At 69.2% G+C, this 18,771-nt stretch carries 20 protein-coding genes; 14 read left to right on the top strand and 6 right to left on the bottom strand.

Annotated features, from left to right (window positions below):
- Positions 1 to 32: 32 nt before the first annotated feature.
- Positions 33 to 842 carry an SDR family oxidoreductase gene (locus QOM21_RS34490; protein ID WP_407555023.1) on the bottom strand — a complete coding sequence of 270 codons (810 nt, stop codon included), beginning with the start codon at positions 840 to 842 and terminating at the stop codon, positions 33 to 35.
- A 203-nt stretch (positions 843 to 1,045) separates the two neighbouring features.
- On the opposite strand from QOM21_RS34490, the gene QOM21_RS34485 reads away from it, so the two are divergent.
- The 6 genes from QOM21_RS34485 (at position 1,046) to QOM21_RS34460 (ending at position 9,190) form a co-directional block, all read left to right on the top strand.
- Positions 1,046 to 2,005: a 5-dehydro-4-deoxyglucarate dehydratase gene (locus tag QOM21_RS34485; protein ID WP_407555022.1), complete on the top strand. Its 960-nt coding sequence runs from the start codon at positions 1,046 to 1,048 to the stop codon at positions 2,003 to 2,005.
- A 383-nt stretch (positions 2,006 to 2,388) separates the two neighbouring features.
- Positions 2,389 to 3,726, top strand: a complete 1,338-nt coding sequence (locus tag QOM21_RS34480) for a gluconate:H+ symporter (protein WP_407555021.1) — start codon at positions 2,389 to 2,391, stop codon at positions 3,724 to 3,726.
- Between the two features lie 53 nt (positions 3,727 to 3,779).
- Complete coding sequence (locus tag QOM21_RS34475; RefSeq protein WP_407555020.1) at positions 3,780 to 5,117, top strand: enolase C-terminal domain-like protein; 1,338 nt, start codon at positions 3,780 to 3,782, stop codon at positions 5,115 to 5,117.
- Positions 5,118 to 5,349: 232 nt separating this feature from the next.
- Complete coding sequence (locus tag QOM21_RS34470) at positions 5,350 to 6,429, top strand: hypothetical protein (RefSeq protein WP_407555019.1); 1,080 nt, start codon at positions 5,350 to 5,352, stop codon at positions 6,427 to 6,429.
- Positions 6,430 to 6,681: 252 nt separating this feature from the next.
- Positions 6,682 to 7,143, top strand: coding sequence for a peptidoglycan-binding protein (locus tag QOM21_RS34465; protein ID WP_407555018.1), 462 nt, complete (start codon positions 6,682 to 6,684; stop codon positions 7,141 to 7,143).
- Between the two features lie 370 nt (positions 7,144 to 7,513).
- A complete protein-coding gene (locus QOM21_RS34460; protein WP_407555017.1) occupies positions 7,514 to 9,190 on the top strand; it encodes a hypothetical protein in 1,677 nt (558 codons plus the stop codon).
- 27 nt (positions 9,191 to 9,217) lie between these two features.
- Here the strand turns inward: QOM21_RS34460 and QOM21_RS34455 are convergent, their stop codons facing one another.
- The 3 genes from QOM21_RS34455 to QOM21_RS34445 all read right to left on the bottom strand — a co-directional run bounded on the left by QOM21_RS34455 (position 9,218) and on the right by QOM21_RS34445 (position 11,504).
- Positions 9,218 to 9,613, bottom strand: a complete 396-nt coding sequence (locus tag QOM21_RS34455; protein WP_407555016.1) for a hypothetical protein — start codon at positions 9,611 to 9,613, stop codon at positions 9,218 to 9,220.
- Between the two features lie 194 nt (positions 9,614 to 9,807).
- A complete protein-coding gene (locus QOM21_RS34450; protein WP_407555015.1) occupies positions 9,808 to 10,674 on the bottom strand; it encodes a GyrI-like domain-containing protein in 867 nt (288 codons plus the stop codon).
- 374 nt (positions 10,675 to 11,048) lie between these two features.
- Positions 11,049 to 11,504, bottom strand: coding sequence for a GNAT family N-acetyltransferase (locus QOM21_RS34445; protein ID WP_407555014.1), 456 nt, complete (start codon positions 11,502 to 11,504; stop codon positions 11,049 to 11,051).
- Positions 11,505 to 11,604: 100 nt separating this feature from the next.
- On the opposite strand from QOM21_RS34445, the gene QOM21_RS34440 reads away from it, so the two are divergent.
- From QOM21_RS34440 to QOM21_RS34425, 4 genes are all read left to right on the top strand, one after another.
- Positions 11,605 to 12,180, top strand: a complete 576-nt coding sequence (locus tag QOM21_RS34440; protein WP_407555013.1) for a YdeI/OmpD-associated family protein — start codon at positions 11,605 to 11,607, stop codon at positions 12,178 to 12,180.
- A gap of 171 nt (positions 12,181 to 12,351) precedes the next feature.
- Positions 12,352 to 13,203 (top strand): PP2C family protein-serine/threonine phosphatase, encoded by an 852-nt coding sequence (locus tag QOM21_RS34435; RefSeq protein ID WP_407555012.1) that lies wholly within the window; start codon positions 12,352 to 12,354, stop codon positions 13,201 to 13,203.
- A 178-nt stretch (positions 13,204 to 13,381) separates the two neighbouring features.
- Positions 13,382 to 13,729, top strand: a complete 348-nt coding sequence (locus QOM21_RS34430; RefSeq protein WP_407555011.1) for a VOC family protein — start codon at positions 13,382 to 13,384, stop codon at positions 13,727 to 13,729.
- A gap of 83 nt (positions 13,730 to 13,812) precedes the next feature.
- Positions 13,813 to 14,544 (top strand): SDR family NAD(P)-dependent oxidoreductase, encoded by a 732-nt coding sequence (locus tag QOM21_RS34425; protein WP_407555010.1) that lies wholly within the window; start codon positions 13,813 to 13,815, stop codon positions 14,542 to 14,544.
- A 336-nt stretch (positions 14,545 to 14,880) separates the two neighbouring features.
- Here QOM21_RS34425 and QOM21_RS34420 read toward each other — a convergent pair whose 3' ends face one another.
- A complete protein-coding gene (locus QOM21_RS34420) occupies positions 14,881 to 15,498 on the bottom strand; it encodes a DinB family protein (RefSeq protein ID WP_407555009.1) in 618 nt (205 codons plus the stop codon).
- Positions 15,499 to 15,724: 226 nt separating this feature from the next.
- On the opposite strand from QOM21_RS34420, the gene QOM21_RS34415 reads away from it, so the two are divergent.
- The 4 genes from QOM21_RS34415 (at position 15,725) to QOM21_RS34400 (ending at position 18,297) form a co-directional block, all read left to right on the top strand.
- The gene (locus tag QOM21_RS34415; RefSeq protein ID WP_407555981.1) at positions 15,725 to 16,372 is read left to right on the top strand and encodes a formylglycine-generating enzyme family protein; all 648 of its coding nucleotides are present in this window, start codon (positions 15,725 to 15,727) and stop codon (positions 16,370 to 16,372) included.
- 10 nt (positions 16,373 to 16,382) lie between these two features.
- Positions 16,383 to 16,727, top strand: a complete 345-nt coding sequence (locus QOM21_RS34410; RefSeq protein WP_407555008.1) for a hypothetical protein — start codon at positions 16,383 to 16,385, stop codon at positions 16,725 to 16,727.
- Positions 16,728 to 16,857: 130 nt separating this feature from the next.
- Positions 16,858 to 17,337, top strand: coding sequence for a hypothetical protein (locus tag QOM21_RS34405; protein WP_407555007.1), 480 nt, complete (start codon positions 16,858 to 16,860; stop codon positions 17,335 to 17,337).
- Between the two features lie 204 nt (positions 17,338 to 17,541).
- Positions 17,542 to 18,297, top strand: coding sequence for a dienelactone hydrolase family protein (locus QOM21_RS34400; protein WP_407555980.1), 756 nt, complete (start codon positions 17,542 to 17,544; stop codon positions 18,295 to 18,297).
- A gap of 116 nt (positions 18,298 to 18,413) precedes the next feature.
- Here the strand turns inward: QOM21_RS34400 and QOM21_RS34395 are convergent, their stop codons facing one another.
- Positions 18,414 to 18,587 (bottom strand): hypothetical protein, encoded by a 174-nt coding sequence (locus QOM21_RS34395; RefSeq protein ID WP_407555006.1) that lies wholly within the window; start codon positions 18,585 to 18,587, stop codon positions 18,414 to 18,416.
- Between the last annotated feature and the right edge of the window lie 184 nt (positions 18,588 to 18,771).

The raw sequence follows: 18,771 nt of genomic DNA, 5'->3' as shown, positions 1-18,771 counted from the left end.
CCCCGCGCACCGGCACGGCGCCCCCTCGGCCTCTAGGCGCTGCCGCCATTGCTCATCAGCAGCTGGCCGTTGACCCACTGGCCTCGGGGCGAGCACAGGAAGTCGACGAGGTGCGCGGTGTCCTGTGGCGTGCCGAGGCGGCCCAGCGGCGTCCGGCCGACGCAGTGGGCGCGTACGTCGTCGGACATCCAGCCCGTGTCCACAGGGCCCGGGTTGATGACGTTGGCGGTGGCTCCGAGGTGGGACAGCTCCTGGGCGGCGGCAAGCGTGATGCGGTCCAGGGCGGCCTTGCTCGCACCGTAGGGAAGGTTGCCCACCGTGTGGTCACTGGTGAGGCTGATGATCCGTCCGGTGCCGAACGGGCCGCGAAAGCGCCTCCCGTGCTCGCGGATCAGCAGCCAGGTGGCACGAGCGTTCACGGCGAAGTGCCGGTCGAAGCTCTCGACGGTGGTGTCGAGCAGCCCTGAATCCACCGATTCGCAGTGGCACATCACCAGGGCGGTGACCCCGCCCAGCCGGCTCTCGGCAGCGTCGAAGATCGCCGCGGGAGCGTCCTGGTCCGAGAGGTCGGCCTCGATCGCCGTCGTGGCCGCACCGTGCCGGGCCGCGGATCCGCCGATCGCGTCCGCCGCCCCCGGCTCGATGCCCCAGGTCATGCGCTCGTCGTACGCAGGCCAGTAGGTGAAGGCGATGTCCCAGCCCGACGCCGCCAGTTGACCGACGATGCCCGCGCCGATTCCGGCGGTGCGGCCCACGCCGGTGACCAGGGCCAGCGGACGTGACCCCGCTGAGGGGTGCGGGTCCGGGTCATCAGTCTGAACTTGATCAGCGGGCGGAGTCATGGGGACGGATCCTCCTGGATCGACCGCCCTCCCGGCAATGACTTTTCGTGCACCCTCGTGGATCGCGCGCCTTCGTTTGCGCGCCCTGGTGGATCGCGCGGACCTCGGAAATCCGCGTCGCCGCACCCATTGACCCCGCCCGGTTCATCAACTTAGCCTCCATCCTCATACATAGACGCCGTCTACATATAGGGATTGGGTTCATGGGTCAGATCAGCGTGGAGCACGAGGACGTTGTTCAGCGGCTGCGGGACGGCATGGTCCGCGGGGTGCTGTCCTTCCCGCTCACGTCCCTGCGGGACGACGGCAGCCTCGACCTGGAGTCCTACCGGGCGTATTTGACCGGCCGGTTGGCGACGGCGCCGGGGGCGGTGTTCCCCGCCTGCGGAACCGGGGAGTTCTTCTCGCTGGACGAGGACGAGTACCGCGCGGTCGTCCGGGCCACGGTCGAGATCGCCGACGGCCGGTTCCCGGTGGTCGCGGGCATCGGCTACGGCTGGGCGCAATCGGTGCGCTTCGCCCGGACCGCGGAGGAGGCCGGTGCGGACGCCCTGTTGGTCCTCCCGCACTACCTGGTCGAGGCCCCGCAGGCCGGCCTGGTGGAGCAGCTGCGCCGGATCGCCGCCGGCACGAGCCTGCCGCTCATCGCGTACCAGCGCGGCCAGGTCACCTTCACCGCGGAGAGCCTGCGCCGAATGGCCGAGATCCCCACCGTCATCGGTTTGAAGGACGGGCACAGCGACCTCGACCGCCTCCAGCGCCTCACCCTCGCGGCACCCGACGGCTTCCTCTTCTTCAACGGCGCCGCCACCGCCGAGATCCAGGCCCGTGCCTACGCCACCGTGGGTGTCCCCGCCTACTCGTCAGCCGTCCATGCCTTCGCCCCCGAGATCGCGAACGCCTTCTTCACCACCCTGCAAGAGGGGGACGACGCAAGCGTGAACAAGCTGCTGCGCGACTTCTACGTCCCCCTTGTCGAACTGCGCGACCGGGTGCCGGGCTACGCCGTCTCGCTGGTAAAGGCGGCTGCCCGGCTGCGCGGCCTCCCCGTCGGCCCGGTCCGCGCCCCGCTCACCGACCCCGGCCCGGGCGACCTCGCCGACCTGGAGAAAATCCTGGACGACGGCCTGAATCTGGTCGGCGCGGTACGACGACCCGCCTGACGAGCCTGCCGCACCGGCCGACCCTTAGCCCCTCGCGGGTGAGCACAGCCCCCGATGACCGCACGGCCCGGATGACCTCGCCGGCCGGACGGGCACCGCGACCGGTCAGCCGCCGTCACCAGCTCCGACCGAAGTCGCGACACCGTCGCGACATCAACGCGGCACCGTCCCTCGGGCCCCGCACCGAGCGCACATCACTCGCAGCCGCCCCGGTCGTCCCGCCCCCTGCCCATTTCCGCTCCACCGCCGACCGTGCGGCCCCCGCTCCGTGGTCGTGCCAAGCCGTCCGTAGCACCGCGCACCAGTAGTCGCCCGCGCCTCATGCCGCACCGCAACCGGCGGAGGCGGTCGGCCACTTGGACCCAGTTCAAAGGGGAACTGAAATGCCACTAGTCGTAGTCGGGGTCAGCGTGGCAGTGCTGCTGCTCCTCATGACCCGGCTGAAACTGAACGGCTTCGCCGCCCTCCTGCTCGTGGCCGTCGGCGTCGCCCTGGTCCAGGGGATACCGGCGGCGACCATCCCGGACGTCCTCTCCGCGGGCATCGGGGACCAGATCGGTGACACCATGCTGACCATCGGGCTCGGAGCCATGGTCGGCCGCGTCATGGGCGACTCCGGCGCCGCGCAGCGCATAGCGAACAAGCTCCTCGACGCCTTCGGGCCGCGAGGAGTCCAGGTGGCCATGGTGGTCACGTCCATGCTCATCGGCGTGACCATGTTCTACGAGGTCGCCTTCATCATCATCGTGCCGATCGCGTTCACTCTGGTACGCGTCACCGGGGCGAAACTGCTGTGGGTCGGGCTGCCCATGTCCATCGCCCTGTCCACCATGCACAGCTTCCTCCCGCCGCACCCGGGCCCCACGGCCGTCGCCGCGACCTTCCACGCCTCCGTCGGGCTCGCGCTGTTCTACGGCCTCTTCGTCGCGGTCCCGGTCGGTGCCCTCATCGCCCTGGCGTGGCCGCGTCTTCCGTTCATCCGGCGGATGGACCCCGCCATCCCCACCGGTCTGGTCAGCGACCGTGAGTTCGCGGACGAGGAGATGCCCGGCCTGGGCTGGTCGCTGTTCGTCGCCCTCTTCCCGGTGGTACTGATCGCCGGCGCCGCCGTCACGCACATGGTCACCCCCGACGAGAGCCCGTTCCTGCACGCCGTCGCGTTCATCGGCTCGGCACCGATCGCCCTGCTGCTGACCCTGCTGCTGGCGATCTGGGCGTTCGGGCCGCGGATCGGCCGCAGCCTGGCGGACGTCAGTGCCTCCTGCGGTTCGGCCGCCAAGGCGATGGCGATGATCCTTCTGGTGATCGGTGCCGGCGGCGCCTTCAAGAACGTCCTCGTGGAAGGCGGCATCTCCGACTACATCAAGACCGCCACGGACGGCTGGTCCATCTCGCCGGTCATCCTCGCCTGGCTCATCGCCGTCATTCTGCGCGTGGCGCTCGGCTCGGCGACGGTGGCGGTCGTCACGGCCTCCGGTGTGGTGCTGCCGCTCCTCGCTGGCAGCGGCGTGCAGCCCGAGATCATGGTGCTCGCGGTCTCCTGTGGATCGATCGCCTTCTCGCACGTCAACGACCCCGGGTTCTGGCTCTTCAAGGAGTACTTCAACCTCTCGGTCATCGAGGCGATCAAGGTCCGTACCACCTATACGACGGTGCTCGCGATCCTCGGCCTGGGCGGTGTCCTGGCACTCGAAGGAGCCCTGAACGCCCTCGGCCTCTGAGGCACCCGTCAACCATCCGCACCACTTGGCACCTCCCCTATGCAAGGACGTTGATGAGCATGAGCAAGCAGCCGACCGTCACCGCGTTTTCCGTCTATCCGGTAGCCGGCCGGGACTGCATGGAGCTGAACCTCTCCGGCGCGCACGGCCCCTACTTCACCCGGAACGTCCTCGTCCTGCAGGATTCCGAGGGCCGTACGGGGCTCGGTGAGGTACCCGGCGGCGAGAAGATCACCCAGACCCTGCGTGACGCCGAATCACTCGTCATCGGGGCGAAGTTGGGGGACTACAAGCGTGTGCTGCAAGCCATCGGGGACCGGTTCGCCGACCGCGACGCCGGCGGGCGCGGCGCGCAGACCTTCGACCTGCGGACCACCGTCCACGCCGTCACCGCCGTCGAGTCCGCCCTGCTGGACCTCCTGGGCCGGCACCTCGACGTACCCGTCGCGGCGCTCCTGGGTGACGGGCAGCAGCGCGACTCCGTACGCGTCCTCGGCTACCTCTTCTACGTCGGCGACCCCGACCGCACCGACCTCGACTACTGCCGCGAGACCGACTCCGCCACCGACTGGTACCGGATCCGGCACGAGGAGGCCCTCTCCCCCGAGGCGATCGTCCGTCAGGCCGAGGCCGCCTACGACCTGTACGGCTTCCGGGACTTCAAGCTCAAGGGCGGTGTCCTGGAAGGCATCGAGGAGGTCAGGGCGATACGCGCCCTCAAGGACCGCTTCCCGCAGGCCCGCATCACCCTCGACCCGAACGGCGCATGGTCGCTGAGCGAGGCCGTCGACCTGTGTGCGCCGCTGGTCGGCACGCTCGCCTACGCCGAGGACCCCTGCGGAGCCGAGGGCGGCTACTCGGGACGCGAGGTCCTGGCCGAGTTCCGGCGCGCCACCGGGCTCCCCACGGCGACCAACATGATTGCCACCGACTGGCGGCAGCTGACGCATGCCCTGGCCCTGCAGTCGGTCTCCATCCCCTTGGCCGATCCGCACTTCTGGACCATGCAGGGCTCCGTACGCGTGGCCCAGCTGTGCAACGCGATGGGCCTGACCTGGGGATGCCACTCCAACAACCACTTCGACATCTCACTCGCCATGGTGACCCACTGCGGAGCCGCGGCTCCGGGCGCGTACAACGCTCTGGACACACACTGGATCTGGCAGGAGGGGCTGGAGCGGCTCACCACTGCCCCGCCACGCATCGTCGACGGCGAGATCGCTGTTCCCGACGCCCCCGGCCTGGGCGTGCAGCTCGACATGGACCGCCTGCTCGCGGCCCACGAGCTCTACAAGGCGGCGGCATTGGGCGCACGGGACGACGCGGCCGGGATGCGTTACCTGATTCCTGGCTGGGAGTTCGACAGCAAGCGTCCCTGCCTGGTGCGGTAGTGCGCTCTGTTGTGCTCTGCGCTGTTGCCGCGTGCCTTCGGCCGGCTCGCCGGGGGACGTCCCTGGACCGGCCTCCCGGCCGTCAGGCATCGTCACTATTCGGCTCATCCGCAACATCCCGCCATTCCGAATCGAGGTCGCGGGAGGCGGCGATTCCCGCGCCGCCAGCGCGTCACCCTTGGTAGTGGGCCTTTTCACCGGCAATAGTCGGAACATGACAGACGGTCGAGGAATGTGGGAGCGCCGGAAAGCCGGAAAATGCGAGCGGGGCCTCTGGGAGCTCAGGGAAGCCCTCTGCTCGCGCATCAGCGAACTGGAGGCTCTGCTCCGTACCGAGACCGAATCGGATCAAGGGCCGACGCCGGCGGAAGCGCAGACGCTGGCGGTGCAGGCGTTCAAGGAATTGGAGGAGGCGAGGAAAGCCCTTCGCCACGACCACCCCAGGCGACTGCCTTCGGCACACCTCGCGGTCGCCCAGGCACATTTCGACGTGGCGCACAGCCTCATGCTGCGGCTGTCTCCGCTGGACAAGGTCAGCGCCATGATGCCGGGCTTCGTGGCGTACATCCGCGAACATCTCCCCGTGAGCGACGAACGAAGGGTGCAGGTCGAGCAGATCGCCCTCTCCGTTCGATCGGGCAGCGCATTCGATGACGCGCAGCGCGAAGTACTCGTCGACGCGATGGGAGTGGCCCGCCAGGCACATCTCAGGGAGGGGCTGCGAGTCCGCAGTTTCGCCCGGATCGTGTACGGACTCGCCGCGGTCCTCACCGTCATCGCCGCTCTGGTCGGCGTCTTCGGTGCCGTTTCCCCGGAGACCGTGCCGATCTGCTTCAAGCCCGCAGGAATCGGGATCGTCTGCCCCACAGCGAGCGACTCCTCCGAACAGAGCAAAAGCCCGGGGGCCGACATCGATGAGCTCTACGCAACGGTGGCGTCTCCATGGGACTACCCCGTCGTCGAGTTCATCGGCCTGGTGGCCGCCGCCGTCGCCGCGGCAGCATCGCTGCGACGGATCAGAGGCACCTCGACGCCCTACAACATCCCGGTGGCACTGGCGTTGCTCAAGCTGCCGACGGGTGCGCTGACCGCCGTACTCGGGCTCCTGCTGATGCGCGGGGAGTTCGTCCCCGGGCTGCAATCCCTCGACTCCTCCGCCCAGATCATTGCTTGGGCAGTGATTTTCGGTTACGCCCAGCAGCTCTTCACCAGGTTCGTCGACAACCAGGCGCAGACGGTACTGAACTCGGTAGGCGGGCCGAACGCCACCCCGAACAAACAAACTCGCGACCCGCAAATCCCTGCCACCTGAGAGATCATGACGGCCCGGACTCGAAATCGAATACCATGACACGGGTTCCGACATCATCGACGGCGTCACTGATTTCGCCATCAACATTTCACGGACGTACGAATTGAACAACGCCTCGACGCCGCCTGCACAGCCCTTCACATGAGCGTAAAATGTCTTGAGTAGAATGGGACAACTCCCCCGCGCATCAACGGCATCCAAGATGCTGTCGAAGAAGGTGCGGGCGCTTGGGGAGAGTCCTACGGTAATTGCATGAGCACAAAAGAGAAGGCAACACAGGATACCTACTACGTAGTGAAGGAAGGCGACACTCTTTACGCCCTCGCGGCACAGTTCCACACCACCGTGAAACAGCTTCAGCTCTGGAACAACATCCCGAACGCGAATCTCATCCACGTGGGGCAGCGGCTCCTCGTCTCCAAGAAGCAACAGCCGGAACCGGGACCTCACGGCCCACCGGCGGGATGCGAACCCTTCCCAGGTAAGGAATGGTTCGCGAGCATGCCGAACAGCCCCCTCATCGTCAGGATGGCCTACCGCCTCATCAGCGAGGGATGCTCCGGCTACACCGGGGATCCCGGCTCCTGGTGGAGCGACGAACACCGACAGTCCTACGCCAAGTGGCAGCGGAAGTTGGGCTTCACCGGAGCGGACGCCGACGGCATGCCGGGGCGAACGTCGTGGGACCGGCTCCGTGTTCCGATAGCCGACTGAGGCATCGACTCACGGATACGCGCCGACGGCCGTGCGAACAGCACGCCGCGGCCCCCAGCAGCCGACGATGCGCGCGCCGTCCACGACGGCATTCGGGCGCCGCGCGTTGCACCGTATAGGCGTTTTACGTCAATACGGCGGCCGCGGCGCCTCTGCCGCAGTCCGGCATGACTGCTCGACCGCTTCCGGGCGCTGCCCGAGGCGACATCGGCAACCGACTCGGCACACGGCCTGCGCTTCCGCACGCCGCGATGCTCTTCGCCGGCGCACCCGCAGGCCGCTGGGCGGCGGTTACGCCGAGAACGGGGGCGCGGCACGCGTCCCGGCAGAAAATGTGCCCTGGCCGCGCGCGTGGACGTACGGTGCCCTTATGAGCAACAACGGGGCTGAGCAGCGCGAAGAGCAACAGCGCGGGCATGTGCTGCTGATAGCCGGAGACCAGGCAATGCACCGCCGACGGCCTCAGGTGCTCCCCAGCCAGAACCTCACCGCCCTGACCGTCCTCCCCACCCCGGTGCTGCTCGGCAGTGACGTCCCGGCGGACGCCACCCACCTCGACGGAGTCCGCGACCAGAACAGCACGTTGCAGCGGCTGCGCGTCGCCGCGTCGACACCCGGCCCCCTGCTGGTCTACCTGTCGGGACGTCTGACCACCGACCGCAAGGCGCATCAGCTCCACCTCGCGCTGGCGGGCACCACCGCGGCGAACGTCCGTTACACCGCCCTGCCCTGGCAGTGGCTGCGCCATGAGCTGCGCCTGCGCCCGCCGGGCACCTCGACGCTGCTGGTCGACCTGGCTGCCGACAAGGGCGCCTGGGAACAACTGCAAGACGACATCGACGTCTTCACCGCCGGATTCACGCTGTACGGCGTGGTCAGCCCTCCCGGCTTCCCCGGGGCCGGCAGCGACGGGGTGAGCGACTACACCCGGGGCGTGATCGATGTGCTGCGGCGATCCGCCGACCGGCCCACGCACGCCCAGCTGCACGCCGCGGCCGTCGCCGCGGCGCGCTTCCCGCCCGGAACCCTCGTACTGCCCATGGCTCCTGCACTGTCTCCGGCCAACGCCGCGTACGACGACGCGGGGGCCCCGGCGCCCATGCAGAAGCCGGTGGACGCAGGAATTCCGGTCGGCCCGGAGCCGGTTCCCGACCGGCAGGTTCCACAGCCCTCTCCCCCGGCGGCTCCCCCGACGACGCCGTCGGCTCCCCCAGCGGCACCGCCGGCACCTCCGTACGCCGCTTCGGCGCCGCTCCCCGCACCGTCCGCCCCTGACGTTTCCCCCGCCCACGCGCCTCTGCGGCCCGAAGGCGCCCAGTCGTCGGGGGCCGACGCACCACACCCGGCACCCGGGCGCCTTCCCCTGCCGCCCGCGCTTCCGTTCCCTCAGCAGGCATCCGCCCCCCTGTCTCCCCCTGGGCCCACGCCTGTTCGACAGGAGCAGTGGTGGGCCGATGTTCAGCCTTCCGACGCACCACCACCGGCGCCCGCCGAACAGCACCCCGCGCCGCCGATGCCTTCCGTGCCGCCGCCGGCGCCTGCCTTCGCGCCGCCGGTCGCGGAGTCGGCGCCCCAGGAACCCCCGGCACAGCAGCCGGCGGCCACCCAGCCGGACCCACGGCCACTCATCTGGCAGGCGGCCCAGGCCGGACGGCACTCCCAAGCCGCCGAGATGGCGGAAGCATGGGAGCAGCAGGCGCTGCAGAGGTACGGGTTCAACTCACCGGAGGCGACGCAGTGGGCGGAGATCAGGGCTGATCTCGCCCGCATCGCAGGCAGCTGGGCGCAGGCCACGCAACTGTGGGTCGCGGCCGCACACACGCGGCTCGGCCGGCAGGCCGCGGACGCCCCCGAGGTCCTCAACGCGGCAAAGGGCGCCCACTACTGCTGGCTGCAACTGGAGGACTCCGACGAAGCGCTGGAGTACGGCCCGGAGCTGCTCAACCTGCTTCGGCAGCTGCCCCAGCTGGACCCCCGCCATCTCTCGACCGCTCAGCAGCGTATGAAGACCCTGCAGTCCGAGGGGGTCGGCTGGGGCGGGCGCTGAGGTCCCCTCGGTGAGAAGCCCCGTACGTCAAGCCGCCTGCCGGGGTACCAGCCGCAGTTGAACCTCTTGCTCCTGGTCGCCGGAGGTCGCGCCGACGTCTTCCACCGTGAACACCGAGGCCAGACCTGTGCGCAGCCGGTCGACTGCCCAGTAGCCGCCCTGGAAGGTGGCCGTCACCTCCCCGGTCAGCCGGTGGGGCCCTGCGGTGGCCGGGGACTGCGATACATCAACCGTCGCGGCCCACACCGTGGGCCCGCTCCCAGCCGAGCCACGCGGTGCGTCATCGGTCGCCCGGTCCGAGCTGAAAACCGAGTTGAGCGCGCTGAAGACCGTATGGGCGTCCTCGGCCGCGCAGCCGGTGACCTCCACCTGGACCCGGGCCGCACCCTGATTCGTCTGTGCCGCCTCTTCCGCGTCGGTCATTATGGGCCTTCCTCTCCGGGTCGGTTGTGCCTGCAATTGCGGTTCCCCGGCCATGCTGCGGGCCGGTGAACGCAACGCGGGGCGGTCCTTACGAGGTGCCGGGCAACGTACCCGCCACCCGGCTCATGGGACCGCGTACCCGATCACCTCCGGCCTACAACAACCCCGGCACCCTGGCCGCAGCGCGCATGGGCTCAGACCGCTGTCCGCTCCACGGGAATCCACAGTTGCGCTTCCGCCCGTGCCCCGTCCTCCGTCAGCCGGGTGCGCAGAATTTCCGGTCCCGGGCGGCTGCGGTAGGGGTTGGACGGGAACCACTGCGTGAACACGTCCCGCCACAGGTACTGGAGCGCCTGCGGAAACGGCCCGGAGTTGTCGAAGACGGCCCACATTCCTGCCGGGACGGTGAGCGATTCCATGTCCTCCGGCACCGCGGCGCGGGTCACCGCCCCGTGGTAGTAATCGAGTTCGGTACCTTCGGCGCGGCTTTCGTCCAGCTGATCACTCACCGAGACGATTCCTTCCGGCTCCTGATCGGACAGGCTCTCGATGCGCTCCAGCATCTCCTTACCGAGGCCCCGGATAAAGGCGGCGATGTCCGGGTTCACGCCCTCATGCACGAGGGGCACCCGCGCCTTCCTGCCGACCACCCGAAATTCTTCCTTCTCCTCGACCCGGTACCGCATGCTGCTACTCCCTTCGACGGTGAGACGGAAGGACAGCCGCGGCTGGGACTGCAGACTCCCGCCGGATCTTCTGGCCTCGCCGGGACCGACACCGTGCATGAGGCGGAACGCACGCGCGAACCCCTCCCCCGAGGCATAGCCGTAGCGCACCGCGATCTCCAGCAGCGTCCGATTGCCGGCCAGCACCTCGGCACCGGCGACCGTGAGTCGCCGTCGCCGGATGTACTCCGACAGCGGTATCCCCGCCAGCGCGGAGAACAGCCGCCGGAAGTGGTACTCCGACGTCACCGCAATTGCCGCCAGGTCGGCCACCTCGATCTGCTGATCAAGGTGGCGGTCGATGTGTTCCATGGCCTGGTTGAGCCGTTCCAGCACCGTGGCCTCCTTCCCTTTCGTGCTTCACGTTAAGGAGGCACCCCCGAGGCGGACCCGACATCCTGTGCCCGGTCCGGTCGGGTACGCGCTCCATCGGCGAGCTGTATTCCTCGGTGTGACGGACGCGGGTGCCGTCGCGGTCACCGTCGACGTGCCATGGCGTTTCCCAAGCCGGGGAACCGGATGCGAAGAGCCTGGTGCATTCGCCCGAATACGAACTGCGGACGGTCGTCTCCGGCGGGTCATTCGAGAACGAGGTCACGATGGCGGCCATCCCATGACGGGACCTCTGGCAACAGTGCGCGCCCCGCCTTTTGACGAGACGTCACCATGAGCGGAGACGGCCCGGACATCGGGGCGACAAGAACTCGCGATCATTCCCCGGGCAGGAACGGGCCGGGTTTGCGCACCATGAACACATCCACGGGGTCCTCGGCCTCGACCGTGAACCCGTGCCGCTCGTAGAGCCGCCGGGCCGGGCTGCCCTGCAGCACGTTCAGGCGGACGAGGACACCGCTGCGGTCACACCGCTCCAGCAGCCTGCGCAGCACGCCCGAACCGATGCCGCTGCCCTGGAGGTGCGGGGCCAGGTAGAAGTGCTCCAGCCACTGTGCGTCCTCGGCAGGTCGCAGCGCCACGCAGCCGGCGAACGCGCCGCGCACCTCTATCACCCAGGTGTGCACCGGGTCGAAGCCGTCCCGCAGCCGCTGCCGCACCCGGTGCTCGTCGTACCGCCCGAGCCCCACCAGATCCGCCCGCAGGACCACGGCACGCAGATCGGCCACGGTCTCGACGTCCGACACCGACGCCGGGCGTACTTCCCAGTCCATGATCGCCACGCTACCGCGCAGGCCCTTCCCGATTTCGGATCCACCGTATTCCGGAACCATGCCGTGATCATTTGTCAGACCCGGCCGATAGCCTGAGCGGATGGATGAACTCGACGGAGTGGAGATCATCGCCTTCCCGGACGCCGCGGCGTTCGAGAGCTGGCTGGCCGAGCATTACACCCGCCACGAAGGCGTGTGGATCAAGATGGCGAAGAAGAACTCCGGCATTCCGACGGTCACCGATGACGAGGTGGTCGACATCGGGCTGTGCTACGGCTGGATCTCCGGGCAGCGGCGTTCTCTCGACGAGAGGCACTACCTCCAGAAGTACGTGCCGCGTCGGCCCAAGAGCCTGTGGTCACAGGTGAATGTCGAAAAGGTGGCCCTGCTGACGGCCGCGGGGCGGATGCGCGAACCAGGGCTGGCGGAGGTACGCCGGGCGCAGGAGGACGGGCGGTGGGCGCGGGCCTACGAGTCCCAGAAGAACGCGACGGTGCCACCCGACCTCGCCGCCGCGCTCGATGCGCACCCGGACGCCAAGCAGGCGTTCGAGGCACTCGACAAGACCGGCCGGTACCAGATCATCCTGCCGCTGCTTCAGGCGCACACACCCGAGAGCAGACAGGCGAGGCTCGAGCGGGCGCTGCAGATGCTGGTGAGTGATGAGGGGCGTTGAGGGCCAAGAGTCCGGCGCACGTCACTCCGGGGCGCAGCGGGTGAGCGCGTCGGACGGCAGGCACACTCCCGGCGCGCCGTGCCGTCCGCTCACGTTTCGGCGAGGAGCGCTTCTCGGAGAGGGGCATAGGCGCGGGAGCGGAGAGGGTTCCTGGCGAAGGGTCCAGGAGCAATGACGCAGGCCCCGGAGTGCTGCCGGTGCGGTGGGACCGTCGCACCCGACGGCCACTGCTGGGACTGCGGTGCGGCACAGCCCGCATTCCGCTCCCATGTGGAGATCACAGCGGACGATGGCGCGGCGGGCGTCAGCGACCGCGGCGCGCAGCGCGGCATCAACGCCGACGCCATGGCTCTGACCGTCAGCGGCGGCTGGACGATCGGCGTCGTCTGCGACGGCGTTTCCCTGTCGCCCCGGTCGGAGCGAGCGGCGCAAGTGGCGGCCGAGGTCGGTGCGGCGTCAGTGGCGGCGGAGCTGCGGTCAGGGAATCTGCCGGAGGTGGCCTTGACCAGAGCCGCCGTGGATGCGGCACATGCCGTCACGGCCTTGGCGTCGTCGGCGGACACCGCACCGGCTTGCACCTTTGTCGCCGGGATCGCCGGCCCGGAGGGCATCTGGAGTGCCTGGATCGGTGACAGCCGGGCGTACTGGCTTCCGGACGAGGGGCCCGGGATGGCGCTGACCGAGGACGATTCGGGCGAGCACGAGGCTCTTGCCGCCTGGTTGGGAGCCGACGCCGACGATCCTGCCGCGCGTGTGCGGAGCTACCGTCCCTCCACCGCCGGCCGTCTGCTGCTGTGCACTGACGGGCTGTGGCGTTGCCTGCCGGATCCCGGCAGGCAACGCGCCCAGCTCACCCGCCTCAGCCCCTCGGCGTCCGCAGCCGGCGGGTCGTTGGCCGAGGCGCGGTCGCTGGTGACGTACGCCCTGGAGGCCGACGGGCGGGACAACATCACAGCGGTGGTCATCCCCGTCGCACCAAGCATTCCGACGGCGTCCGGAGGGGGGCCCGCACACCGCGTATAGCCATCGCCGCCCGTGCTCGTCACAGCCGGAGCGGTTCCGCAGACCCCACGACGACAGGCCCGAAGGCTGAGCGCCGAGCCAAGGCATGGTGCGAAATGCGTGCCGCGGCGGGTGCGCCGTAGTACTCCTGAAGGACCCGGAGGTCTTGGAGACATGTCGCTCTCACCTGGAGTCATCAATGACTGTTCGCCGTGTCATGCCCGTCATCCCGTCAGGGGCTGTGGAAGAGAGCCAAGAGTTCTACGGATTGCTGGGATTCGAGGAGGTCATGAACCACGGCTGGATCGTGACGCTGGCGTCCCCGTCCCATCCAGCGGCGCAAGTCAGCTTGATGACCAGCGACAAGACCGCTCCGGTCACCCCCGACCTGAGCATCGAGGTGGACGACGTGGACGCGGCCCATGCGGCCATGCGGGACCGCGGTCTGGAGATCGTGCACCCCTTGCAGGACGAGGAGTGGGGCGTGCGGCGGTTCTTCGTCCGCGACCCGAATGGCCGAGTGGTCAACGTGCTGAGCCACCGCTGAGAGCCCGTTATCGGGTACGGGCCCGCGAACGCGGTGCAGCTGCGGGCTCCAGGTGATCGAACTTCGAGGAAGAAGGGAATGTCATGCTGCTGGAGAACAAGACCGCCATCATCTATGGCGGGGCCGGAGCAATTGGCTCCGCGGTCGCCCGCGTCTTTGCCGGCGAAGGCGCCACGGTCCATTTGGTCGGGCGCAACCGGGCACCTCTGGAGGAGCTGGCCGGCGCCATCACCGAATCCGGGGGTCGCGTCGAGGTCGCCACGCTCGACGCGACTGACCGCGCCGCGGTCGAGCAGCACGCCGACGCCGTCGCGCGGCGCTCCGGAGGCATCGATATCGCCTTCAACGCCACTTCCAATGACGACCTGCACGGCACCCCGCTGGTCGATATGGCCGACGAAGACGTGATGCGCCCCGTCACCAAGGCGGTCACCACCCACTTGACTCTGGCCACCGCCGTCGCCCGCCATATGATCCCCCGCCGCACCGGAGTGATCCTTGCCATGGGAGGCGGCCGAGAAGCCATTCCCGGCCTCGGTGGCTCCCATATCGCCTGGTCCGCCCTCGCCGGTCTGTGCCGCCAGCTCGCCGGCGAACTCGGCCCGCACGGGATTCGGGCAGCCTGGCTGCTCTCTCCCGGCTCGCCCGATCCCTCCAGCCCTGCCGAGGACGACCCTGAGGCGAGCGTGACGCTGCTCCGCCGCCGGCCCCGTCTCGAAGACGTCGCCTACGCCGCAGCCTTCCTCGCCTCCGACCGCGCACCGACCATGACCGCCACAGAGGTCAATGTCACCGGCGGCGCCGTCATCGACTGAACGCAGGCGCCGAGCAGCCCCGCCTCACATCGCCACAAACCTCAATGCCCACCGGGCGAGTTGCCGCTGCTCGGTCAGCTCAGCGGTACGGGCCGCCCCCTCACCAGCCGAGTCGGGGCACCTCGCGGCAGCCATCGCCCCCTGGGAACGATCGAGCCTCCCGGGTGACGATCCGGCTTTCGCTCGCTGAGGGCCGCTGCCGACCGGGAATGACAGAGACAGGTGGCGGGCTGAGGTTTCCTCGGCAGTCTCGGGTGGCGCCTTTCCGCAGCAGTCGGACGCTCGACCTCGTCGGCACGACCCCGGACGGCCGCCAGGCGCCTGGGCAACCGCGGATCAGCAGTGTCGTGCGCGGTACAGATCGCGTAGCAAGGCGATCTCGGCTCCGTGGTGCAGGACTTCCTGGTTGACCCACCACACGATGTCGATGAAGGGGTCTTCCAGGTCGCTGCCATGGGGGTAGGTGCAGTACCCGATGGTGTCGAGCGCGGTGTCGTCGATGGCCGACAGCGCCTTCCGCCAAGCCGTAACGCCCGTGTCGAAGGCCGCGATCGCAGCTGCCACGTCCCCGCTGACGACATAGTCGTCCCGGGTGAGGCTGTGGCTGCCGGCTGTGTGGTCGGCGCGGAGGGTCAGCATCTCGCTCAGGTGGCTCAGGCGCCACGCGATGGTGGTGAAGGGCGGCGGCCAGGGGTGCGGGTAGGACGCCGCGTCGCGTCCCCAGTCACCGGCGCCGGCCAGGAGCGTCGCGCGCGGGCCCGGCCCGTCCGTACGCCGGCGCACCGACCAGCAGTCCGGCACCGGCTCCCAGAAGAACTCCTCATCGGACATCGGACCGACCGCGGTTTCTGCGCCGTCACCGCTGTCCATCACCGGACCCGCCGTACGGCCGGTCAGACGCTCACATGCGAAGTCGAACTGCTCCAGCAAGGGGTCCACGCGAGGTGCCGACACTTGAAGCTCCCATGACGAGCCGGCAGGCATTGAGCCGGGGGACGAACCGATGATCTGCCAGCCTGGCACATTCGCCGCCGGCCGACCTCGCATTATTTCCGAACGGCCCACCTTCGCCTGCGTATCGTGAGGGCCGCGGCGACCTTGTGGTCGATGCGGACAGAGAGGCGCGTACGTGCAAGCCCAGCCCCCACCCCTCACGGTCGAGGACCCGACGGCCCCCTCGATGGTTCATGTCCCCGGTGGCGTCGTGGACCTTCGAGACGACCGGCGCGGCACCCGCTGGCAACGGGAAATCGCTCCTTTCCTTCTCGGGCGGTACCCCGTCACCGCGCAACTGCACCGCGCCGTCACGGGGGTGGACACCGACCCCTCCGTAAGCGGAACCTCGCCCGTGACAAACGTCAGCTGGCTCGACGCGATCGACGTATGCAACCGCATATCGGACCTCGCAGGACTGGGCCAGGCGTACTCCCGCGACCCGGAGAGCGGGGAAGTGACCTGCGACTGGACGTCCGACGGCTACCGCCTGCCGACCGAGGCGGAATGGCAGTACGCCTGCAAGGCCGGGACCAGCGGGTATCGATACGGAGAGATCGACGACATCGCCTGGTACGCGGACAACTCCGAAGGCCGGGTCCACGACGTCGGCGGAAAGGCACCCAATCCCTGGGGTCTGCACGACATGCTGGGCAATGTCTGGGAGTGGTGCTGGGATCTCTACGACGAGGAGGTCTACGGGTCCTACCGCATCTTCCGCGGCGGAGGCTGGGCCGAATCAACGCGCGGCTGCGGCGCCTCCGTACGTCGTCGCAGTCACCCCTCGTTCGCCATCGACGATCTCGGCTTCCGACTCGCGCGCACCGTGTCATGAGGACCGGATCATGGTGACGCGGACACCGGCCGAGCAGGCTCTGGCTCGCTCGTACACCACCGGTGACGGCCACATCAGCTTCCGCGTCTCGGAGCTTTCGGTCGATCATCACCCCGACCGCAGCCTTACGTTGACCTATCGGCTCGCTGTCGCGCGTCCGGGCCATCAGGACGAGCGCTGGGAGTTCACCCTGCCGTGGGAGGACAAGTCCTTCGCGGATGTGTTCACTTCGCCCTCGCCTGACCCGGATCGGCTCGGGATGCTTGTGCACCTCGTTCGTACCCTGTTGGAAGAGTGGTGGGCCACCAAGGGACGGCAGCGGCAGTCGGCGAAGATGGGGCGTCGACTGCTTTGAGGCGTGGACCGACTGCCCTGATGCGTGGACCGGCCGACCGCCCCGGCCCGCACCCGCGACGCCTCCGAAGCCACCGATGCCCGCAAGACTGCCGCTGAGAGCCGGCCGCCCCAGCGCCGAAGGGACACCGATGACAGAACCCGGGAACGGCTCGGCCCCGGCCTTCGAGGTCCGCACCGGCAACGAAACGGCGCCCGGCGCGCCGCCTCCGCATCGGGCCGCCACCGTCAAGACCGCCTTCGACGCGCTGCTGAACATCCGGACCTTGATGAACACGGAGGCCGCCGATCCCCTTGCCACGCCCGCCGAATGGGAACGGCGCCAACCTGTGCGTGCCATCGCGCTCTGCCTGGAAGCCGCCGGAATTCCGCCGTCGGCAGTGGACACCGACGGGCAGCCGATCGCCACCGGCTATCGCGTCGCCCCGGCCGGGCCACCCGCGGTGGCGCGAGTCGAATGGCTGGGCCCTCCGGGAAGCGGCGCCGCTCACCAGGAGCAGGAAGAGCTACGGCGCTGCGGCGCTGCTCTGCGGGCACTGGGGTGGCAGGCGCTGGAGTACCGAGGTCCGCGCCGCCACTGGTACCTCGAAGTCGAGCCCCTGCAACAGTGAGATGGAGCAGTTCAAGGAGGGCTGGGCCGGTCCCGCGGCGGGCGGGTGGGAGCCATCCGCTGCTCCCCCACCTGGCGATGCTGGTGCTCGAAGGCGTTGGTTACTGTGGGAATCCGTCGTCCGGGCGACCGGCGGACCCACCGTCCGCCTGGTGAGCCGCCCGGGAAGCCCGATGAAAGGTGCGGTGCGCAGATGGCAGCCGACATGACGAACGCGCGCGGGGTCTCGCTGGACCTGACCACCCCGGAGGGCGTCGCCGACGCGTATCTCGCCCACCCGGACGACGGACGACCGCACCCCGGAATCCTTTTGTACATGGATGCCTTCGGACTGCGGCCCTCCCTGGAGGCGATGGCCAGGCGTCTGGCCGGGCACGGCTACACGGTGCTGGTGCCCAACGTCTTCTACCGCGCCGGGCGCGCCCCGCTGGTGGACCTGCCCGACCACATCGATCCCGGCAAGCGGCCGGAGATCTTCGAAAAGCTCGGTCCGGTGATGTCGGCCCTCACCCCCGCGTTGGCGATGCGTGACGCCGGCAGCTACCTCGACTGGCTGGCCGGCTCACCCCTGGTCGCCGAGGGGCCGGTCGGCAGCACCGGCTACTGCATGGGCGGCGTCCTCGGGATCCGGACGGCCGCGGCCTACCCGGACCGGATCGCGGCCGTTGCCTCCTTCCACGCCGGGCGGCTGGCCACCGACGCCGAGGACAGCCCGCACCGGCTCGCCGACCGCATCACGGCAGAACTGTTCTTCGGCCACGCCGACCAGGACCCGTCCCTGCCGGCCGACCAGATCGAGAGGCTGGAGCACGCGCTCGACGCCGCCGGTGTGCGCTACCGCAGCGAACTGTACGAAGGCGCCCACCACGGATTCACGCAGGCCGACACCGCCGCGTATGACGCCGACGCGGACGACCGGCACTGGCGCGATCTGCTGGCACTCTTCGGGCGCACGCTCTGACGCAGAGGGTGGCGCACCCCGCATACCCCGCCGCAGGGGCGGCCGTGCCGTCCGCCCCTGCCCCTGCCCCTGCCCCTGCCCCTGCCCCTGCCCCTCACAACCCGTCAGAAAGGTCCCTACATCCCCGCAGATCCGCCGGTGGGTGAAGAGGGGCAGTAGTGGTTGATGAGACCGTCGTGTTGATCGGTCCGGGCCGCCCGGTGCGCGTCGGGGTGGTCGAGGCGGGGCCGGCGCCCGTGCAGCAGGAATGAGGCGATGCGGGCGGGCAGGTGGGTCAGGGTGTCTTTCATCGGTTCCTCCACTCGACGCGTCCAGTACAACGAGTGTAGGAAGTGCGGGCAGCGCGCCACGGCGGTCTGAGGAAGACCTGAGGTTGAGGACCGACAGGGCCGCAGAGCCGCAGAGCCGCACGCGCAACGTCGGGCGGATGATGCGAGTCCCGGGTAACTCGCAGTCCACAGCGATGAGTTCACC

This window comes from Streptomyces sp. Pv4-95 (genome assembly GCF_045782725.1).
GTDB lineage: Bacteria > Actinomycetota > Actinomycetes > Streptomycetales > Streptomycetaceae > Streptomyces.
The sequence above is the reverse complement of the archived record's forward strand: the minus strand, read 5'-3'. Positions and strand labels throughout refer to the sequence as shown.